Origin of the sequence: Serratia sp. Je.1.23.a (assembly GCF_051129805.1) — a bacterium.
GTDB lineage: Bacteria > Pseudomonadota > Gammaproteobacteria > Enterobacterales > Enterobacteriaceae > Serratia > Serratia liquefaciens.
In genome coordinates, this window is sequence record NZ_JBCPSR010000013.1 from 1 (window position 1) to 15603 (window position 15603).

Sequence of the window (15603 nt, forward strand, 5' to 3'; positions counted from 1 at the left end):
CGTTCGCCAGCGTTTAAATGGAGAGCCGGATGCGCTGAAAGGTGCACGTCCGGTTCGGGGAGGAGAGGCAGGGAAATAGTCCGACTACGCCCTGCCTCTTACTCTACTCCGCACCTGGCAGGGCTGGCTGTATCTTGCCGTGGTTGTTGATCTGTTCTCACGCAAAATTATCGGCTGGTCAATGCAATCCCGGATGACAAAGGACATTGTCCTGAACGCATTTCTGATGGCTGTATGGCGGCGTAATCCCCAAAAACAGGTGCTGGTTCACTCGGATCAGGGCAGTCAGTACACAAGCCATGAGTGGCAGTCGTTCCTGAAATCACACGGCCTGGAGGGCAGTATGAGCCGTCGCGGTAACTGCCACGATAATGCGGTTGCAGAAAGCTTTTTCCAGTTGCTGAAACGTGAACGGATAAAGAAAAAGATCTACGGAACGCGGGAAGATGCCCGCAGCGATATTTTTGATTACATCGAAATGTTTTATAACAGTAAGCGTCGGCATAGTTCTAGCGATCAGATGTCACCGGCAGAATATGAAAACCAGTATTATCAACGGCTCGGAAGTGTCTAGATTATTCGTGGCGATTCAGAGCCATTTGATACCGGGACTTTATAAATGGTATTACCGAACCTGCTTTTCTGTTTTTTCAAAACGGGACCTATTTCCAGAGAGAAGAACGCATAATCATCATTCCCTAACCCATTAACATCTTGAAAAGCGGAATTCGACTCATTGAAAGTGATTTTTTATCTTGCAGCACTTTCCTCGAATAAATATTTACATCTCCATTTTTACTCTCGACATTTGTATTTGTGGCGTGTGAAAAATAAAAATTCTGCTTGATGAATTTTGCAATGAAATAAATTTCTTGCTTATTAAATTCAATGCCGCGTAAGGAATCCTGATTTTTTAATACTTGCTTATTAATATCTCGCTCCGAACCAAAAGCATTCGGAAAATTAAATAACAGATTTGATGTGAAATAGCCCCCTGTCAATCCAGGCATGGATGCCGCATCAGATAAAAAACCATCTCTCAACAATGAGCCTTTACCTTGCATCCTTAGAAAACTGTTATCAGCCCGTTTACTCCTACTTATTTCCAGCCAGCGTCTGGTTATACTTTCGAGAAAGCATTCGTCGTTATGTTTCCATATGTTGATAGGTGTAGATATCTCGTTTTTCCTGAACTGTTCAATACTCCCATCAACCACCTGCTCTGAAGTCGTCGCTGACAATCCAATATTATTTTCTATAAAATCATTAGTGTTAACTTCGTTTTCAGTTTTTGGCAAAGATTGTCCTGAATAAGAATTTTTTTCATAGTGTTTATGGCAGATTTGTATTTCACTTGGAACATAATACCCCCTATCAAAAAAACGCGGCAATGTATATAATTGGTTAAATTCGATGTATAATGCTCATTTTTAGGTCATGACGCAGACTTAGTGGTAATAATTAATCGTCAGATGCCACCCGATTATCTTATCGTGCATTTCTTCTGACTTTGAGAAGCAGATAGTCCCTCGGGCTAGCCGTTTAAGGTAGGCACGTAGTGAGTCAGGGAACGGTTTACGTGTGCGGGTCTGGCGAAGTGACCTCGCTCCAAACGTTTTGTCAGCAGGCACAAACCATCAGCGGTGGACCAGAGAAATTTGAGGTAGCAGCCGCTACATCCTCAGAAGATAAAGATGCGGCCAGACATCGGATCATCTTTCAACGCGGTTTTTACTTTGGTCGCCAGGCCATTAAAGCAGCTTCTCATGTCGGTGATGCCCGCCACCACCCCAATTTTGTGCCAGTCAGATCATCGTTTGATCTCCTGTATCCGTGATTACGTGATTACGTGATTACGCTGTAATAATTTTACCGTGACACAGAATTTTGAACGCTCTCGTTTGAATTTCTTGCGGCATGTCACCTGTTGTCGCTAATGAAACACAACCGACACTGGTCATATTTTATTATTAACCTTTGCCGCTGTAATTCTATTAATAGCGTACCCTTTTCGTTGCGCGTGCCGCAACTCCGAAGATGTGATCGGGAAATAGTGCTGCCCAAAATTTTTTCTAAGCCAGCCAGTTGCATCGTTCATTACCACCAGCGCACCCGGCCGCCCTCTCACTGCACCAATCTCCTGTGCATTTTCTCTATTCAGATAGACAAGAAAATCAACCCCTGCAATATATTGGCGTTTTGAGAACGCCCAATCCAGACTAAGCTTGCTAAGACGTCGAAAGAAAGCGGTGGTTAGTGTGTTTTTGATCTCTTCAAGGGCATTTCCCATATATTCATCGTCAACGTCATTCAAATGCCCATCGTCGTTGTCGTATTCTTCTTCCAATTGTGACAACGCCTCAAACCCTTGACCGCTATGAATTCCCTCCAAAATGGGCGAGAACACCTTGAGCGTCATCGGTGCTAGAACCATCCCGCTAAAAATCCCCTTGCACTTCGACTCACGATTATCATCTCTAAATGCGCTATTTTTTAGAAGAAAATCGACGTCACTGAGATTCCGCCCGAAGATCTCCAAATAAGAACGATGATCACTCATGTACGCAGACCAGCTCTCAAGCAAGCCCCGAATGCTTTCTTCAGAAAGACTGCCACAGATCATCGCCTGAAATTTTTCAACCATTTTTTGGTCCACAGCAATTCCAGCAATCACCTTTCCCAACTCACGTTTCGGCGAATACTTGAATTTCTCATATGTTAGCCCGAGTACTGCATTTATCGAATCGATCCGTACTGGCCGACGATCCCATTCAATGCCATTAAGGTAGGCATATCGCTCATCCTCCACTCCGTAAAGCAATGTGGCTCGGTCGTCAAACTCACTATCTTCGCCCTCCGAATCCGATGCTCTATATCTAGCCTTGCTTCTAGCATTGCAGAGGGATACTTTCTCGTGTTGTTTGTACATGCGCCCCTCCATGTGACTGATGAAGTGTAGTGAATCGGGCTTTACGGATGGCGATCTCCTCAGGGGACATAATCAGTATGTCGGAAGATCTCTAAAAGTGAATGGTTCGTTTTGCCGGGATACTTACAACGGCATCGAGTTAATTCACATGATACGTAAAGATCAGCTTCAACATTCTGCTGGTAACGGATTGTCACCAGCGGAACAATTTTATCTGTTGACGGCCTATAAAAACGGCGGCGCAACTTTTGCCGACTTGTCTACACTAATGCGACAGAGCCCGACAAAGCTCCTTATTCAGGTTGTAAGTTGGATTCCATAACATGAAGCTGTCTGAACCTTAGCAGAACGGCCACATATATTTCAGTTGGAATTATAATCCCATTTTCTGCCAATATGGACATAACATCTTCAAGGTTTTCTTGGGTAAATGAATGCTTTTTCAACCAGTTAAAAATCCTATCCCAGCCTTTCAAGCGTTCATCATTGCTAAGTTCCTGTAAACTTCCCAAATCGGAAATATTAGAAAGAACTTGATTGCTAAGAGCATCCAAGGGGCGGTCGACAGGCGCTAAAAATTTAAAATGCCCACCATTATTTATTCCCAAGTTTGATTTTAATTTTGAGGCATAGTTGTCAGCACCGGGTTTTATACCGTCGATTCTTTTTTTGGATTTTGATTTCGTTCCTTCCACACTAAAACTCACGCCATTTATTTTCATTGCTTTTTCGCAATCGATACAAATTAGTCGATCGGGATTAATAAATCTCATCGGTGGTTCGTAGATCATCAATCTTTCCTCTGCATGATATCCTGAGTCTCTTTCGTCAGGCTGGCCAATTTTCATTTTTACTCTATAACGCTTTGCCCATGCTTGTTGTTTTAGCGAAAGATGCTTTGTGCTGGAAGCGAGGTATAATTTTCCATTATAACTCAACCCTATAGCTGTTGTTTGTTTTCCTCTTGTTATATCCGGGAGCTCTTTTGCTGCATCTTTAGCCATCTTTTCTAACACATCAAGCACTACTATAATTAACTTATGAATAGCCGGATTGATACCCCCCCCCTGAGTACCAGCCACTTTATTAAAATTACTTTCATTTATATCTAGAGAGGGAATGTTTTCCTGCGTATAAGTAACTCCAGACAACTCTTGATTAACCTTACTTTCACTTATAGTGTGAAGAGAGGTGGATGATTTTGGTGTTTTCATTTTCGTAGGTTCAGACAAAGCATGATCAAGGTCTCTAGTTACCTCAGTTTGAAGAGGTTTGTACTTGGATTTGTGAGCATAACTCTGTTTGAGCCATCTATAAATAGACACTATGGGAACACCAGCAACACGACTTACGTCACTGACTGACCATCCCTCACTGACTGCAAGACGAATAACCCCTTGTTTTTCATCTGCTGAATAAACTCTTTTACTTACATTTTTTTCTCCCTCTGGCCAATTGTATTTCTCTTTAAGCTCCTCTAAAGTATAATTATTAACAATATTATCTTCCCACTCAATATTAACGTCTTTTTCCTCATCACAAAAATCAGTTACATTACACAGCGGTGGATATATGTTTTTATTTTTCTTATACTCATCTTTATACTCACTCCAGTCACAAATGCTGCCTGCAGTAATTCCGACTATTTCTTTTACATCTTTAAGCTTCATTCCACTTGAAATTAACCTAATAATAATCCGCCTTTCGATGCGTGATATATTCCTCCTGTTGCTTTTTATGTCACCAATCGGCCATTTAAATAACCCCTTAATCTCATTGAGATTTAAATACTCCACATCACTTTCATTAACTGGAGTTGGTTTCTTTAAACCAAATCGATAAGGCGCCTCTTGATAGAGTCTATTTATGTGCCATCTTAAAATACTACCGCTTGAAATGTGTACGATATTTACAATTTCTTTCATGGTCATTCCGCGAACCCTCAGGCTTATAATAGCCTGTTGCTCTCTCAAAGAGGCGGCTCTTCGTTTTTGTTCTAGGTTATAATGTGACCAGTTAAATTCACTATCAAGCTGAGCAAGTGTTTTTTTATTAAATTCCAACACCACATTGATATATCGCACCATATTATCTGTATCTGTATCTGTATCTGTATCTGTATCTGTATCTGTATCGTGATTACCATGCTCATTTTCATATTTACGCATAAACCTTGATGGGTTAGTAGATATTTCACTTTTTAATTCTTTGTACTCATCCCAACAAACGATGCTGTTATTACTCAATCCAGTTATCAAACGAATTTCACCATATTTTTTTCCACTTGCCAACAAGTAAAGAGTGGCGAGTCTGTCTTTAGCACTTGTTGTTCTTAGAGTTCCATTTTGTATGACCCTTGCTCTGTGTTTGAATCTTTTTTTTATTTTATTTATCACATCTCTGCTTGTTTGTGATTCACTTGAACTTTCCCCCACTCCTCCGAGAAAATTTCTTTCAGAAGATAAATGTGCCTGACTGGTTGATGGGACACTCAAAAAAACATCGTTACGACTGCGCTGATATTCTTGCGCATTAAGTATCAATTCACCATGATCGTCGTCCATATCTAACTGGCGTTCAAGTTTACGGCGTTTTGATGCGGAGTGTTCATAATATTTCGGCATAATACAATCCTTTATAAATGGAAGTTTTTGGCCATTACTTTAGGTGGCATCCATTAATAGTATATGTCCGATTAACCTGAAGATGCAGGTTTCAGCACCTGAAAATTGTCGTTAATCCGGCGGGCTCTGTCGCATTAGTGTAGACAAGTCGGCAAAAGTTGCGCCGCCGTTTTTTTTAGGCCGTCAACAGATAAAATTGTTCCGCTGGTGACAATCCGTTACCAGCAGAATGTTGAAGCTGACCTTTACGTATCATGTGAATTAACTCGATGACAATCGACGATAAAAAGCGCCCAGCGCGGTATCACTCCGGCCAATTGTTGTGGCTGCCAGTCTTAGTGCAGCAGCAATTCGACTGGATGAACGCCGCGTTTTCGAGAACAGTACTTTTCCACCGGAGATCTTATTCCCCGGGAACAAACACAGCCACGAGGTAAAATGGCTCGCATCCGGCCAGCGATTCATGTCAGTACCACATTCGGCAACGAATTTTAGTGCCAGATAAGGTCCAAACCCATAGACTGGCCCCATGAATCTCCAGACAGTTGGTATCACTTAAGTTAGTGATAGTCTTAATACTAGTTTTTAGACTAGTCGTTGGAGTCCGGATGATTGATGTTTTAGGTCCAGAGAAGCGCAGACGGCGAAGTGTTCAGGAAAAAATCGCCATTGTTCAGCAGAGTTTTGAGCCCGGAATGACCGTGTCGCTGGTCGCCCGTCAGCATGGCGTCGCTGCCAGTCAGCTGTTCCTGTGGCGTAAGCAATATCAGGAAGGCAGCCTCACCGACGTTGCCGCGGGTGAACAAGTTGTACCCGCATCGGAGCTGGCCTCTGCGATGAAGCAAATTAAAGAGCTGCAGCGCCTGTTGGGAAAGAAAACTATGGAAAACGAGCTGCTGAAAGAAGCCGTTGAATATGGCCGACAAAAAAGTGGATAGCGCACGTGCCCTTGTTGCCGGAGGATGGCGAATAAGCCTCGTCAGTCGTTGCCTCCGGGTCTCACGTGCGCAACTGCATGCCAAGGCCTGTCGGTCGAAGAACTGGCAGGATCGCCGACGCAAGCGCAAGCCTGATGATACAGAAGCACTGGCCCGTATCCATACTGTTATCGGCGATCTGCCCACCTATGGTTATCGTCGGGTATGGGCACTGCTACGCAGACAATCAGAAACTGACGAGATGGCGGTGATCAATGCCAAACGTGTATACCCAGAACGCACTGCTGCTTGAGCGTAAACCTGCAATACAGCCCTCGAAACGGGCACATACAGGGAAAGTGGCCGTTGGAAAAAGTAACCAGCGGTGGTGCTCTGACGGCTTCGAGTTCAGCTGTGATAATGGCGAAAAACTGCGGGTCACGTTCGCACTGGACTGCTGCGATCGTGAAGCACTGCACTGGGCGGCCAGTAATGGTGGATATGACAGCGAAACCGTACAGGACGTGATGCTGGGTGCGGTGGAGCGTCGCTTCGGTAACAGCCTGCCGGCATCCCCCGTTGAGTGGCTGACAGACAACGGTTCAGCCTACCGTTCTCATCAGACACGTCAGTTCGCCAGAATGGTAGGACTGGAGGCTAAATATACGGCGGTACGTAGCCCGGAAAGCAACGGGATGGCGGAGAGCTTCGTGAAAACGATGAAACGCGATTACATCAGCATCATGACGAAGCCCGACGGGTTAACAGCGGTAAAGAACCTTGTGGAGGCCTTCGAACATTACAACGAATGGCATCCGCATAGTGCACTGGGATATCGTTCGCCACGGGAATATCTGTGGCGACGAACCAGTCATGGGTTAAGTGATAAAAAGTGTATGGAAATATAGGGGCCAATCCACCTCCGCAAGGGGACGGATTGTCCCCGGCAGACCAATTTTATCTGTTGGCCACCTAAAAAATCGGCAGTGACATTTTTGCTAAGCCGTGGCTGTTAATGCGACAGAACCGCCCTCTTACTACCCTTCCTTTTTCTCATAATATATAAATAACGGATTGCAATTAACTCCATTAACTTGATTTCCAGCTTCAAATGCCATCTTCTCAGTAATCACCGTTAAAGAGTCTTTCATAAAATCTAACACTGCCTTTCTATTTTTAGGTGTATCTAATATGCCACAGTGCCCCCTACTCATAAATTTCCAAGAAAGTGCGTCCAGCACAATAAAATCTTTTTTAGCTCCGTAGGATAATGAACCCAGTCTTGCTTTAAAATATGTCGGTATGAGTGTTTTATCAGTGCTCCCTTCAGCAACAGGTAATGTCATACATGTACTTTCTGACATTTTACCCTTTTTGTAAACATACGTGCAATTACTGAGAGTGTTGTCTGCTAAAGCTGTCTTACTAACAGCCATAAAAAAAATGGCTGTTAGTAAAAAATAATTAATTTTCATATTATATATCCTCATTGATAAACTATATTAGTAATACTTCAAATAGGCGAATTCAACTCTGAAGTGCAGAGCTAAGTCGCCATTCTTAGCTCTGAAAATACAACTTAAGATTGCCTAAAGCAGAGGTACTTACGTGGTCTTCTATTTCGCGGCAACCTAAAAAACAAGCAGTGCAATGTATACTGCTCTGCTTTCATTGATGCAACATAACCGATTTTAAACTTTTGCTTCGATATGGGATCCGACACTTAAAAGACTGTAGCGTTAAGAGGAATTATTGTCAAATGTGATTCAAGTATCGGTTGTGTTGCATTAAGCGGGGTGTTGGTGCACTTAAAATTTGACTCACAGTAGCTGTCGCTAATACTTTTTACTCCATAGAGTGATTTTTTGAAGATAAAGGGGCTGCAGTATGGCTGATACAAAGAAAACGATTAACATCGCTACATTGAGAAGTGCCTTTAAAGAAGGTGCCATCCCCAATGAACAGGATTATGGCAATTGAAACGCACCGCTGAAGCGAACGGTGCTGAGCGAGCGCTGCTGGCAGGAACCGCTGGTGTTGCATGCGGATAACGGCGCCCCCATGAAGTCACAGGTGCTGCAGGTGACTGGACGAGTTGAAGATCACTGTGTCGCACAGCCGTCCGCGGGTGAGCAATGACAACACGCACGTGGAGTCACTGTTCAGGACGCTGAAATACGTGCCTGCGTGGCCTGAAAAAAGTTTTTCAACGCTGGAAGAAGTGCGACTGGGTGGAAAGCTTCGGGAGCTGGTACAACGAAGAACACTGCCACAGAGGCGAAGATCGGACACTACTGGCTCAACGTAAATCAGTGTATGAGGCAGCAAAAGAGTTGAATCCGCATCGCTGGTCAGGAGCAACAAGAAGCTGGAGCTGGCAGGACGAAGTCTGGCTGAATCCAGAGCGGGAAAAGCTGGCTGCACAAATTAACTGAGGCGACAACTACCTTGACACGCACCGGCGCCATCCATACCCCAACGCCTCTTGCCGGACTCTACCCGATTTTAGCAACAGTGCCCCGGAAATATATCGATGCCCTCTTATTCCGATAAAAATAAAAGAAAACAAAGCAAAACCTCCGATGTCGAGGCCGATGAGCAGATTAACGTGGAGGATTCCGATACTGCATATGCGGATGATGATTTCCAGCTGGCTGGCGGTGAGGCAGCAGTATCCGGTGAAGAAGGTATTTATCATGACCTTTTTCGTGCGTATCAGTCACAGTTGCCAATGCTAAAAGAGTTCCGGAAGCTGAAAGGGCATAACATACAGGAGTTACTGGTAGATATGGATGCTCTGGATTCCCTCCAGAATATGCTTACCACTATCCCTGGGAATGCTGAGGTCTCTGTCACCGGGACTGCCGATACACTGCGGAAGGTGATTGACGCGCTGAAAAGCATGGAGGTGCACTCCGGTAAACAGAAATTGCTGGTGCGTAAAGCCATCACTTTGACGCAGTTAGGGACGGACGCCATGATGCTGGCTGCTGTTTACCTGCTTCTGGCCCGTGGCGCGCTGAAGTCCGACGGGGAAAATACCCCACCGGAGGGGGAGATAATTGAACTGGTGGCGAATCTCAAAGCCACAGGCAACGCTATCACCACAGCCCGGGATGAGACGAGGCAGTGCGAACAACAGCTGCCGGATGTCACCGAGACCAGCGCTCTCAAGGCCGCTGTCAGCGACCTGGACTACCAGCTTTTCCGGGTGGAAACGCTAGTGAAATCTCTGAAGGAACAGATACGGCCCGCGCCGGGTTTCATTAACAAGATGGGAAAGAAGCTGACGAATTTGAAACAAAAACTTCCCACTACCGAGAAACAGAGGAAAGAGGCCTGGGGAGGAATTAAACAGACGCCAGTCTCGTCCTTAAAAAAAATACGTTATCAGATGTGGCCAGCGGTCGCCATTCTGCCGGGGCGAGTGGGGGGGGGAGTGAAAAGGACGACACAAACCGGTATTTATGGCCTGGCGAAGGGAATTTCATCCCTCTCAGATGGTGATATTAAGCTCAATGAACAGATGAGAATAGCGGCCGGTTTTTTACTGCCGGCCATCTCAGACTATCTGACTAAATGCGGTGCCGTGATGATAACGTCCCCGGAAGACGCAGAGGCTAGGCAGGCACGATTCAATGACTGGCGTCAGGCCAGCCAATGGCTGGATAAGCGAGAGGAGGCATTTGAGTGGGAGATAAAAAGATTAACGCTTGTTTATGAGGGGCTCGAGAAGGAAACGAAATCGATACAATCTTTTGAGCAGAAGATAAAGACGGCGCTGAAGACGTTTCAGACAGCGGCGGAAAAACTGGACGAGGTGGTGGAAAATATGCCCCTGTCCGGTGGTATCTCAGAAAAAAGACAGGGATATATGGCCCGGGCATTGGAAGAGGCCAGGAACGCTCGCAAAGAGTTGGGGCAGGTCATCGTGCTGGAGACCGGGAAATCCCTGAATTTATTCTCTACCGACTGGCGTATTGCCCGCTATATAGGGGATTTTTTTAATGAAAAACGGGTTCAGTTTATTCAGCAATACCCTGAAATATCCCTGAAAACGTTTGACCAGACCGTCGAGGCGCTAATTCGTCAGGAAGTGGCGCAGCACTTTACCAAGGCACGTTCCCTGGACGGTGAACAGATGGTTATCCGAGCCAATGCGGCTTACCGGGAAGCACGAGAGGGGACGATGTTACGGGGGGAATCGACCGCTGATATTTTGCAAGATGTTCCCGGCATGGCTGAATATCTGGCAAAAAGTGGGCAAAAATCCTTGCCTGGGAGACTGATTTTCTCTGGCGTGAGTGGGAACTGGGGACGGTTAGCCACTACCGATTTTCGCAAGATGGGGATACCCAATTTAAGTATTCTGAAAGTGCTAGCGAGTCCGGTGACGTACTGGAAGGATTACCGGCGTGTGGCTGAATCTGTTGATCCGGGCAACCCTTTCCCATGGGAGGTTTACCGGACGCTTACGCTGCGGCGTACCCTGACTCAGGGACTACGTATCCTCAAGTTTGCGCTGCCGCAGGCAGGTAAAACAGGACTTGCGGTCGGATTAAGTGTCTGGGGGCTGTATAAGAAGGGGCTGGGCGACACGCTTAAAAAAGCAGGTGAAGAGGCGTTGCTCGGTACGCCGATTACGGGGGGGCATGTGGGCGTCAATCAACTTGTGAGGAATACCGCTGGGCAGATTACCACTCCCACATTGGAAGAGGTAATAACGCAAAGCGACGAGATGCTCCCCGCCCCGGTTGATGGGGATGGTAATGTTGCTGCCACCAATGAGGGGGCCGCGGGGCGGAGGGAGGAAGAAATAATGGTTCGAGCGAGCACCACCCCGGGCGAGGCGGCGGATACCGACAAGAACAATGAAGAGACCGCTGCTTCTCAGCGGAGTAAGCGTAACCGAAGAGCAGCGGAATTTGATGAACATCTTGACAGGGAATTTTTTGGGGATAGTCTCCAGTCTCAGAATTTTAGCCCATGGCGGGAAAGCCCTGGTCAGAGCCAGGTGTTAAATCAGTGTGTTAATGATGATGGTAGACTATGGGTGAATGCCCCAAAGTTGCGTTCGGCGCTGAAGTTTGGCCCCAAATTCAGTTTTATTAACAAAACGGTAAAAATTACTGTCACTGACAATAGTGGTGATAAACGTGAATATTACTTCACGTCGGACAAAGAAAGTCCGTACAGTGCCATAAAAGACATATGCGAGAAAATCAACAACGCCATTCCGGTTGTTCGGGTGGGGCAAGAGAATAATGATGAAATCACTCCCATTGCTTCGGAATATCTTAATGAGTTCTGGACAAGTAAATGCCAAGGAATAAGCGTAAGCTGTGAAATAGAAGATAGCGAGTGGTTTAGTTCTCCAGAGCCGAGTCAGGCGTTAACGTTTGAAAGTAACGATTTCAGCTTCATGAATAAAACAGTGACAATCACCGTTACTGGGAGCGATAACAAACAACGCGAATATTCTTTTTCATCGAAAAAGCAAAGCCCATTCGATGCCATAGAGGATATATGTGATCAAATCAATGAGAACATTCCGGATGTTATGGCTGGGAAAAGGAATGTGGGCGACATTAAGCCCCTTGATTCTAAATATAAGAATAGACTCTGGGTGAGAGCAGGCAGCCAATTAAAAGTAACCTATAAAATCACCAGCACCCGTGACCCAATCATCCTATCTCGTTATGATATATCAGATGAAGGGAGTTATGATGATCGGTACAAAAAACTTTGCGATGATGCAAAAAAACTCACCTATCTAAATGCCATCAATTACACGCTGGAAAAAATAATGCAGGATAACTCTTTGTCTCAGCAAACTCGTCACAATGCTCATTTGGCGAGGATAAGAAGAGATGTGCTTATCTCCGTTGATATTGATGGTTTGAAATTAGCCAACATTTTTTTTATTCCTGATACGCCCGGCGCCAAAAAAGGTATTCTTGTTAATCTAAATGACGATAAAAATCTTTACACCTACATTGCCAGCTCAAGCGACATCCCGGTTGAATTATCCGCCAGCTCAATTTCTGAAAATAAATTCAATAACAATAATAAACCAATGGATGTTTTCAGTCTTTCCGAGCATCTTTACGAAGTCTCCAAAGAAAAATATAAGAACGAACCGCATGCAAACCATAATAGGCATGTGCTTAAAAAAGCAATTCGTGGTTCTAAATTATCGAATAAGAGTGTTCCTGTACCCAAAGCTAAATATAGACTTCGTTTCACATGGGCAGGAAAATCGCTATCAGAATATTTGAGAGTTATTGCAAGTCCGTTTGCAACATTGGCAGGACAAGGGCAGCTAGTAGCGAGCGCTATAAATAATGATTCCATACGAGATACAAATGAAAAAGTCGAGAAGGCAGAATACATTGGGTCATGGGTTGACGCCACCGCGGGAGTGGTCGTTAGCTTCACCCCAGCCGGTGCTGTCCTCAATGGACTACAATCCGCAGCTACGATCGCAGCCGATTTGGCAGAAGGTAAAACTCCAGACCCGCTAGATACGGCAGGTCTGCTAATGAGTTGCTTTCCCGGTGGTAAAGTTGCAGCTCGTGTCGGAAAATTTAGCAAGACTGGAGAGAAATCGGTGAAATACCTCATGCTAATAGGAGAAAAAACAATTGATTTAGCTGACTTGGGCAGAAGCATTAAGACAGCCATAGACACGGGTGACCCACTTGCCATTTATCAGGCATTGTTGGCCAGTGGTATGAGCGTTAAGAATGCATATCATACGGCAAAGAACATGTCATCCGAGTTAAAGCTCGGGAAAACGATGGAAGAAAGTGCCTCACTGGAGCAGCTTGAAACCATCCACAATAGTCCCCCAGAGCCTTCTTTTAGTTCGACAATGCAAGCACGGACATTCAAAGTAGGTAAGACAGAAATGCTCGGTAGAGTAAATAATGGAAAAATTGAAATATCAAGAAACAACGGAGCCACCTGGGAGCAAGGTAGCAAAGTTCATTTGTTAGCATATAGGCTACAAAATGCCGGTGGTGTGTTGTCACTTAGTAATAAAATCGTCATTGGGGTACATGAGTTTAAAGCTCTCACTTATAGTAAGGAGAAGCTCGATAAAATGAAGAAAACCGCTGCGCCGTATAAACTACCATCAAACGGCGTAGAGAGAATTGAAAAATCCCAACAAGATTACAAAACAGGAAAGGAAATGAGTAATGCTCCTCAGTATGATGATTACAATAGCTTATCTCTTGATCAGAAACTTGACTTGTTTAATAGTCAGGATACCGATGCGATAACAAGAGGTGTTTTAGCTGGAAAGATAAATGAATCCATTAAGAATATTAATTTATATGACGCAGCCAAGTCGGCTGTTTCTTGGAAGAAGTCGGCGAATAAAGCAACGAAAGTTGTCCTTGCGCCGCAAAATATTTACTTAAAAGGACGAAAGGGTGAGTGCCTGCCTGAGTCCGTATTAATGGGGTGGGCTTTACAGAATGGAAAAGGTGAAAAGTTAGCGAAGAAACTGATGGATATTTATTCATCACCCGATATTGCTGACAATCCTTTATATAAGACACTTGTCGAGTTACATGCTGATGGTAATGCATCTAAATTTAACGCAGCCGCAATCTCTGATGTTAAAGTGAGCGAGCTAGGTGATGCGGAATCAAGATTGTTCCCAACAGAAAATGCTTCGGTTAGGGTTGATAATCCCCAACATACTATGTTGCTATCGAAAGTGAATCAGGAAGGTAAGTTAAAGTATGTATTCTATGATCCTAACTATGGTTTAGCTTATTTTGATAACTATAAGGACATGAGTGCTTTTTTTAATAAGAAACTCAAGGAATATAAAATTCCAGAGGCTTCTACCAAGCTCTATCAGTTAGATTACTCCGTTCTTCCGGACGTTAAAATAAAAGGAAGAGGCTTTAATGAAATTATAAATGATGTGGTCGAATAATCGGGTTCTGTCGCGTTAACGGCGGTAAGCCAGCAAAAGGGTTGTGTTGCATTAAGCGGGCCCTCAGGTAATATCTCATTTATTTGCCGGAGTCTCTGCTCATGTCGCTGATAGGCGTTGGTGCACGGATAGGGTCAGGTTGCAGCTTCCCCTTACCCACTGTAATTCAGGCGGTATTCACCTGTTTACGGACAGAATGAGGCCGTGCCACTGACAGCAGGCGATTCAGTACCGCCACCCCGATGGCCACCTCCGTCTTCTGGGACGCAAAATTCCGGGCGCGCAAGCGGATACCGATGAGCACTTTCCAGCAGACCATCATGGTTTCCACTAACGCCCGCTTGCCATATCCCACGGCCTTCTGCCATGCCAACCGCCCCTTTTCCTGTATCATGACCAGGTGCCGGTCCCGCTGACTCGGTGGTCCCGTGGTTTCTTCCGGTACCGCCGTCACACGGGGAGGAATGGCGACAATAATGCCCTCAGCCTGTCCGGCGATAGTGTTGTACGTGGGGTGACCATCATAAGCCCCGTCAGCCGTGACCTGCATGATAGCGCCATCAGTCTGACTGAGTAACGGCCCCACCTGCGACGGGTCATCAGTCTGTGAGTCGGTCAGGGTAGGTGCCACGATGCTGAAATTGTCTGCATCGACGGCCAAATGGAGTTTGCGCCAGTCACGGCGGGCTCGGGTACCGTGCTTTTCTTCCAGCCACTGGCCGGCCCCGTAAACCTTAAGTCCGGTGCTGTCGATAAGGACATGGACCTCACCCTCAGCAGGAATGCGGGGCACTGGCGGCAATACCGCAGCGCGTCGGCTGACGGTGGAGTGGTCAGGCACGGCAAGGGATAAATGCATCATGCTGAAGACCGACGCCATCAGGCCTTTAGCCTGGCGCAGGGGTATCCGGAAGGCGGTACGCAGCATCAGGCAGGTCTGGATGGCGAGGTCAGAGTAGCGAGCCTGGCCCCCGGGCGTGGTGCGGGCGGCGGCCTTCCATTGTGCAATGGCTTCGGGTGTTATCCAAAGAGTCAGGCTGCCGCGTTGCTTCAGGCCGGCTTCGTATTGTGGCCAGTTAGTGAGGGTGTATTTTGCTTTGGGAATGTGGTGACGTTTTTTGGCGTTGTGTTTATGCGGCATCGTTAACACATGTCAGAATGGGCAGGCATTGATGATAC

At 45.6% G+C, this 15603-nt stretch carries 8 protein-coding genes and 6 pseudogenes; 5 read left to right on the forward strand and 9 right to left on the reverse strand.

The window, feature by feature from the left end; all coding sequences use genetic code 11:
* Nucleotides 1-97 precede the first annotated feature (97 nt).
* Nucleotides 98-574, forward strand: a pseudogene (locus AAZT04_RS25280) (IS3 family transposase); the annotation flags it as partial.
* 124 nt (nt 575-698) lie between these two features.
* On the opposite strand, the gene AAZT04_RS25285 reads toward AAZT04_RS25280, so the two are convergent.
* From AAZT04_RS25285 to AAZT04_RS25300, 4 genes and pseudogenes are all read right to left on the reverse strand, one after another.
* A complete protein-coding gene (locus AAZT04_RS25285) occupies nt 699-1298 on the reverse strand; it encodes a hypothetical protein (RefSeq protein WP_129984079.1) in 600 nt (199 codons plus the stop codon).
* Nucleotides 1299-1448: 150 nt separating this feature from the next.
* A pseudogene (locus AAZT04_RS25290) lies at nt 1449-1562 on the reverse strand (IS1 family transposase); the annotation flags it as partial.
* A 23-nt stretch (nt 1563-1585) separates the two neighbouring features.
* Nucleotides 1586-1795, reverse strand: a pseudogene (tnpB, locus tag AAZT04_RS25295) (IS66 family insertion sequence element accessory protein TnpB); the annotation flags it as partial.
* A gap of 162 nt (nt 1796-1957) precedes the next feature.
* On the reverse strand, nt 1958-2929 hold the full coding sequence (locus AAZT04_RS25300; protein WP_129984078.1) for a hypothetical protein: 972 nt from the start codon (nt 2927-2929) through the stop codon (nt 1958-1960).
* 130 nt (nt 2930-3059) lie between these two features.
* On the opposite strand from AAZT04_RS25300, the pseudogene AAZT04_RS25305 reads away from it, so the two are divergent.
* Nucleotides 3060-3155, forward strand: a pseudogene (locus AAZT04_RS25305) (IS6 family transposase); the annotation flags it as partial.
* 67 nt (nt 3156-3222) lie between these two features.
* Here AAZT04_RS25305 and AAZT04_RS25310 read toward each other — a convergent pair.
* The 3 genes and pseudogenes from AAZT04_RS25310 to AAZT04_RS25320 form a co-directional block, all read right to left on the reverse strand.
* Nucleotides 3223-5553, reverse strand: coding sequence for a transposase (locus tag AAZT04_RS25310; protein ID WP_434682243.1), 2331 nt, complete (start codon nt 5551-5553; stop codon nt 3223-3225).
* Between the two features lie 175 nt (nt 5554-5728).
* Nucleotides 5729-5824: pseudogene (locus AAZT04_RS25315) on the reverse strand (IS6 family transposase); the annotation flags it as partial.
* The gene (locus tag AAZT04_RS25320) at nt 5815-6084 is read right to left on the reverse strand and encodes a transposase (RefSeq protein WP_277985876.1); all 270 of its coding nucleotides are present in this window, start codon (nt 6082-6084) and stop codon (nt 5815-5817) included. The gene AAZT04_RS25320 and the pseudogene AAZT04_RS25315, both read right to left, overlap by 10 nt.
* 77 nt (nt 6085-6161) lie before the next feature.
* On the opposite strand from AAZT04_RS25320, the pseudogene AAZT04_RS25325 reads away from it, so the two are divergent.
* A pseudogene (locus tag AAZT04_RS25325) lies at nt 6162-7378 on the forward strand (IS3 family transposase).
* Nucleotides 7379-7507: 129 nt separating this feature from the next.
* Here AAZT04_RS25325 and AAZT04_RS25330 read toward each other — a convergent pair.
* Nucleotides 7508-7945 (reverse strand): hypothetical protein, encoded by a 438-nt coding sequence (locus AAZT04_RS25330; protein ID WP_129984076.1) that lies wholly within the window; start codon nt 7943-7945, stop codon nt 7508-7510.
* Nucleotides 7946-8471: 526 nt separating this feature from the next.
* Here AAZT04_RS25330 and AAZT04_RS25335 point away from each other — a divergent pair.
* Nucleotides 8472-8609 (forward strand): hypothetical protein, encoded by a 138-nt coding sequence (locus AAZT04_RS25335; protein ID WP_434682246.1) that lies wholly within the window; start codon nt 8472-8474, stop codon nt 8607-8609.
* Nucleotides 8610-9003: 394 nt separating this feature from the next.
* Nucleotides 9004-14424 (forward strand): hypothetical protein, encoded by a 5421-nt coding sequence (locus AAZT04_RS25340; protein WP_434682248.1) that lies wholly within the window; start codon nt 9004-9006, stop codon nt 14422-14424.
* A gap of 166 nt (nt 14425-14590) precedes the next feature.
* Here the strand turns inward: AAZT04_RS25340 and AAZT04_RS25345 are convergent, their stop codons facing one another.
* Nucleotides 14591-15565 carry an IS5 family transposase gene (locus AAZT04_RS25345; protein ID WP_129984073.1) on the reverse strand — a complete coding sequence of 325 codons (975 nt, stop codon included), beginning with the start codon at nt 15563-15565 and terminating at the stop codon, nt 14591-14593.
* Between the last annotated feature and the right edge of the window lie 38 nt (nt 15566-15603).

Excerpts from the sequence above, each read along its gene's own strand:
- AAZT04_RS25300 (WP_129984078.1), bottom strand. The coding sequence starts at position 2,929 with ATGTACAAACAACACGAGAAAGTATCCCTCTGCAATGCTAGAAGCAAG.
- AAZT04_RS25310 (WP_434682243.1), bottom strand. The coding sequence starts at position 5,553 with ATGCCGAAATATTATGAACACTCCGCATCAAAACGCCGTAAACTTGAA.
- AAZT04_RS25320 (WP_277985876.1), bottom strand. The coding sequence starts at position 6,084 with ATGGGGCCAGTCTATGGGTTTGGACCTTATCTGGCACTAAAATTCGTT.
- AAZT04_RS25330 (WP_129984076.1), bottom strand. The coding sequence starts at position 7,945 with ATGAAAATTAATTATTTTTTACTAACAGCCATTTTTTTTATGGCTGTT.
- AAZT04_RS25340 (WP_434682248.1), top strand. The coding sequence starts at position 9,004 with ATGCCCTCTTATTCCGATAAAAATAAAAGAAAACAAAGCAAAACCTCC.
- AAZT04_RS25345 (WP_129984073.1), bottom strand. The coding sequence starts at position 15,565 with ATGCCGCATAAACACAACGCCAAAAAACGTCACCACATTCCCAAAGCA.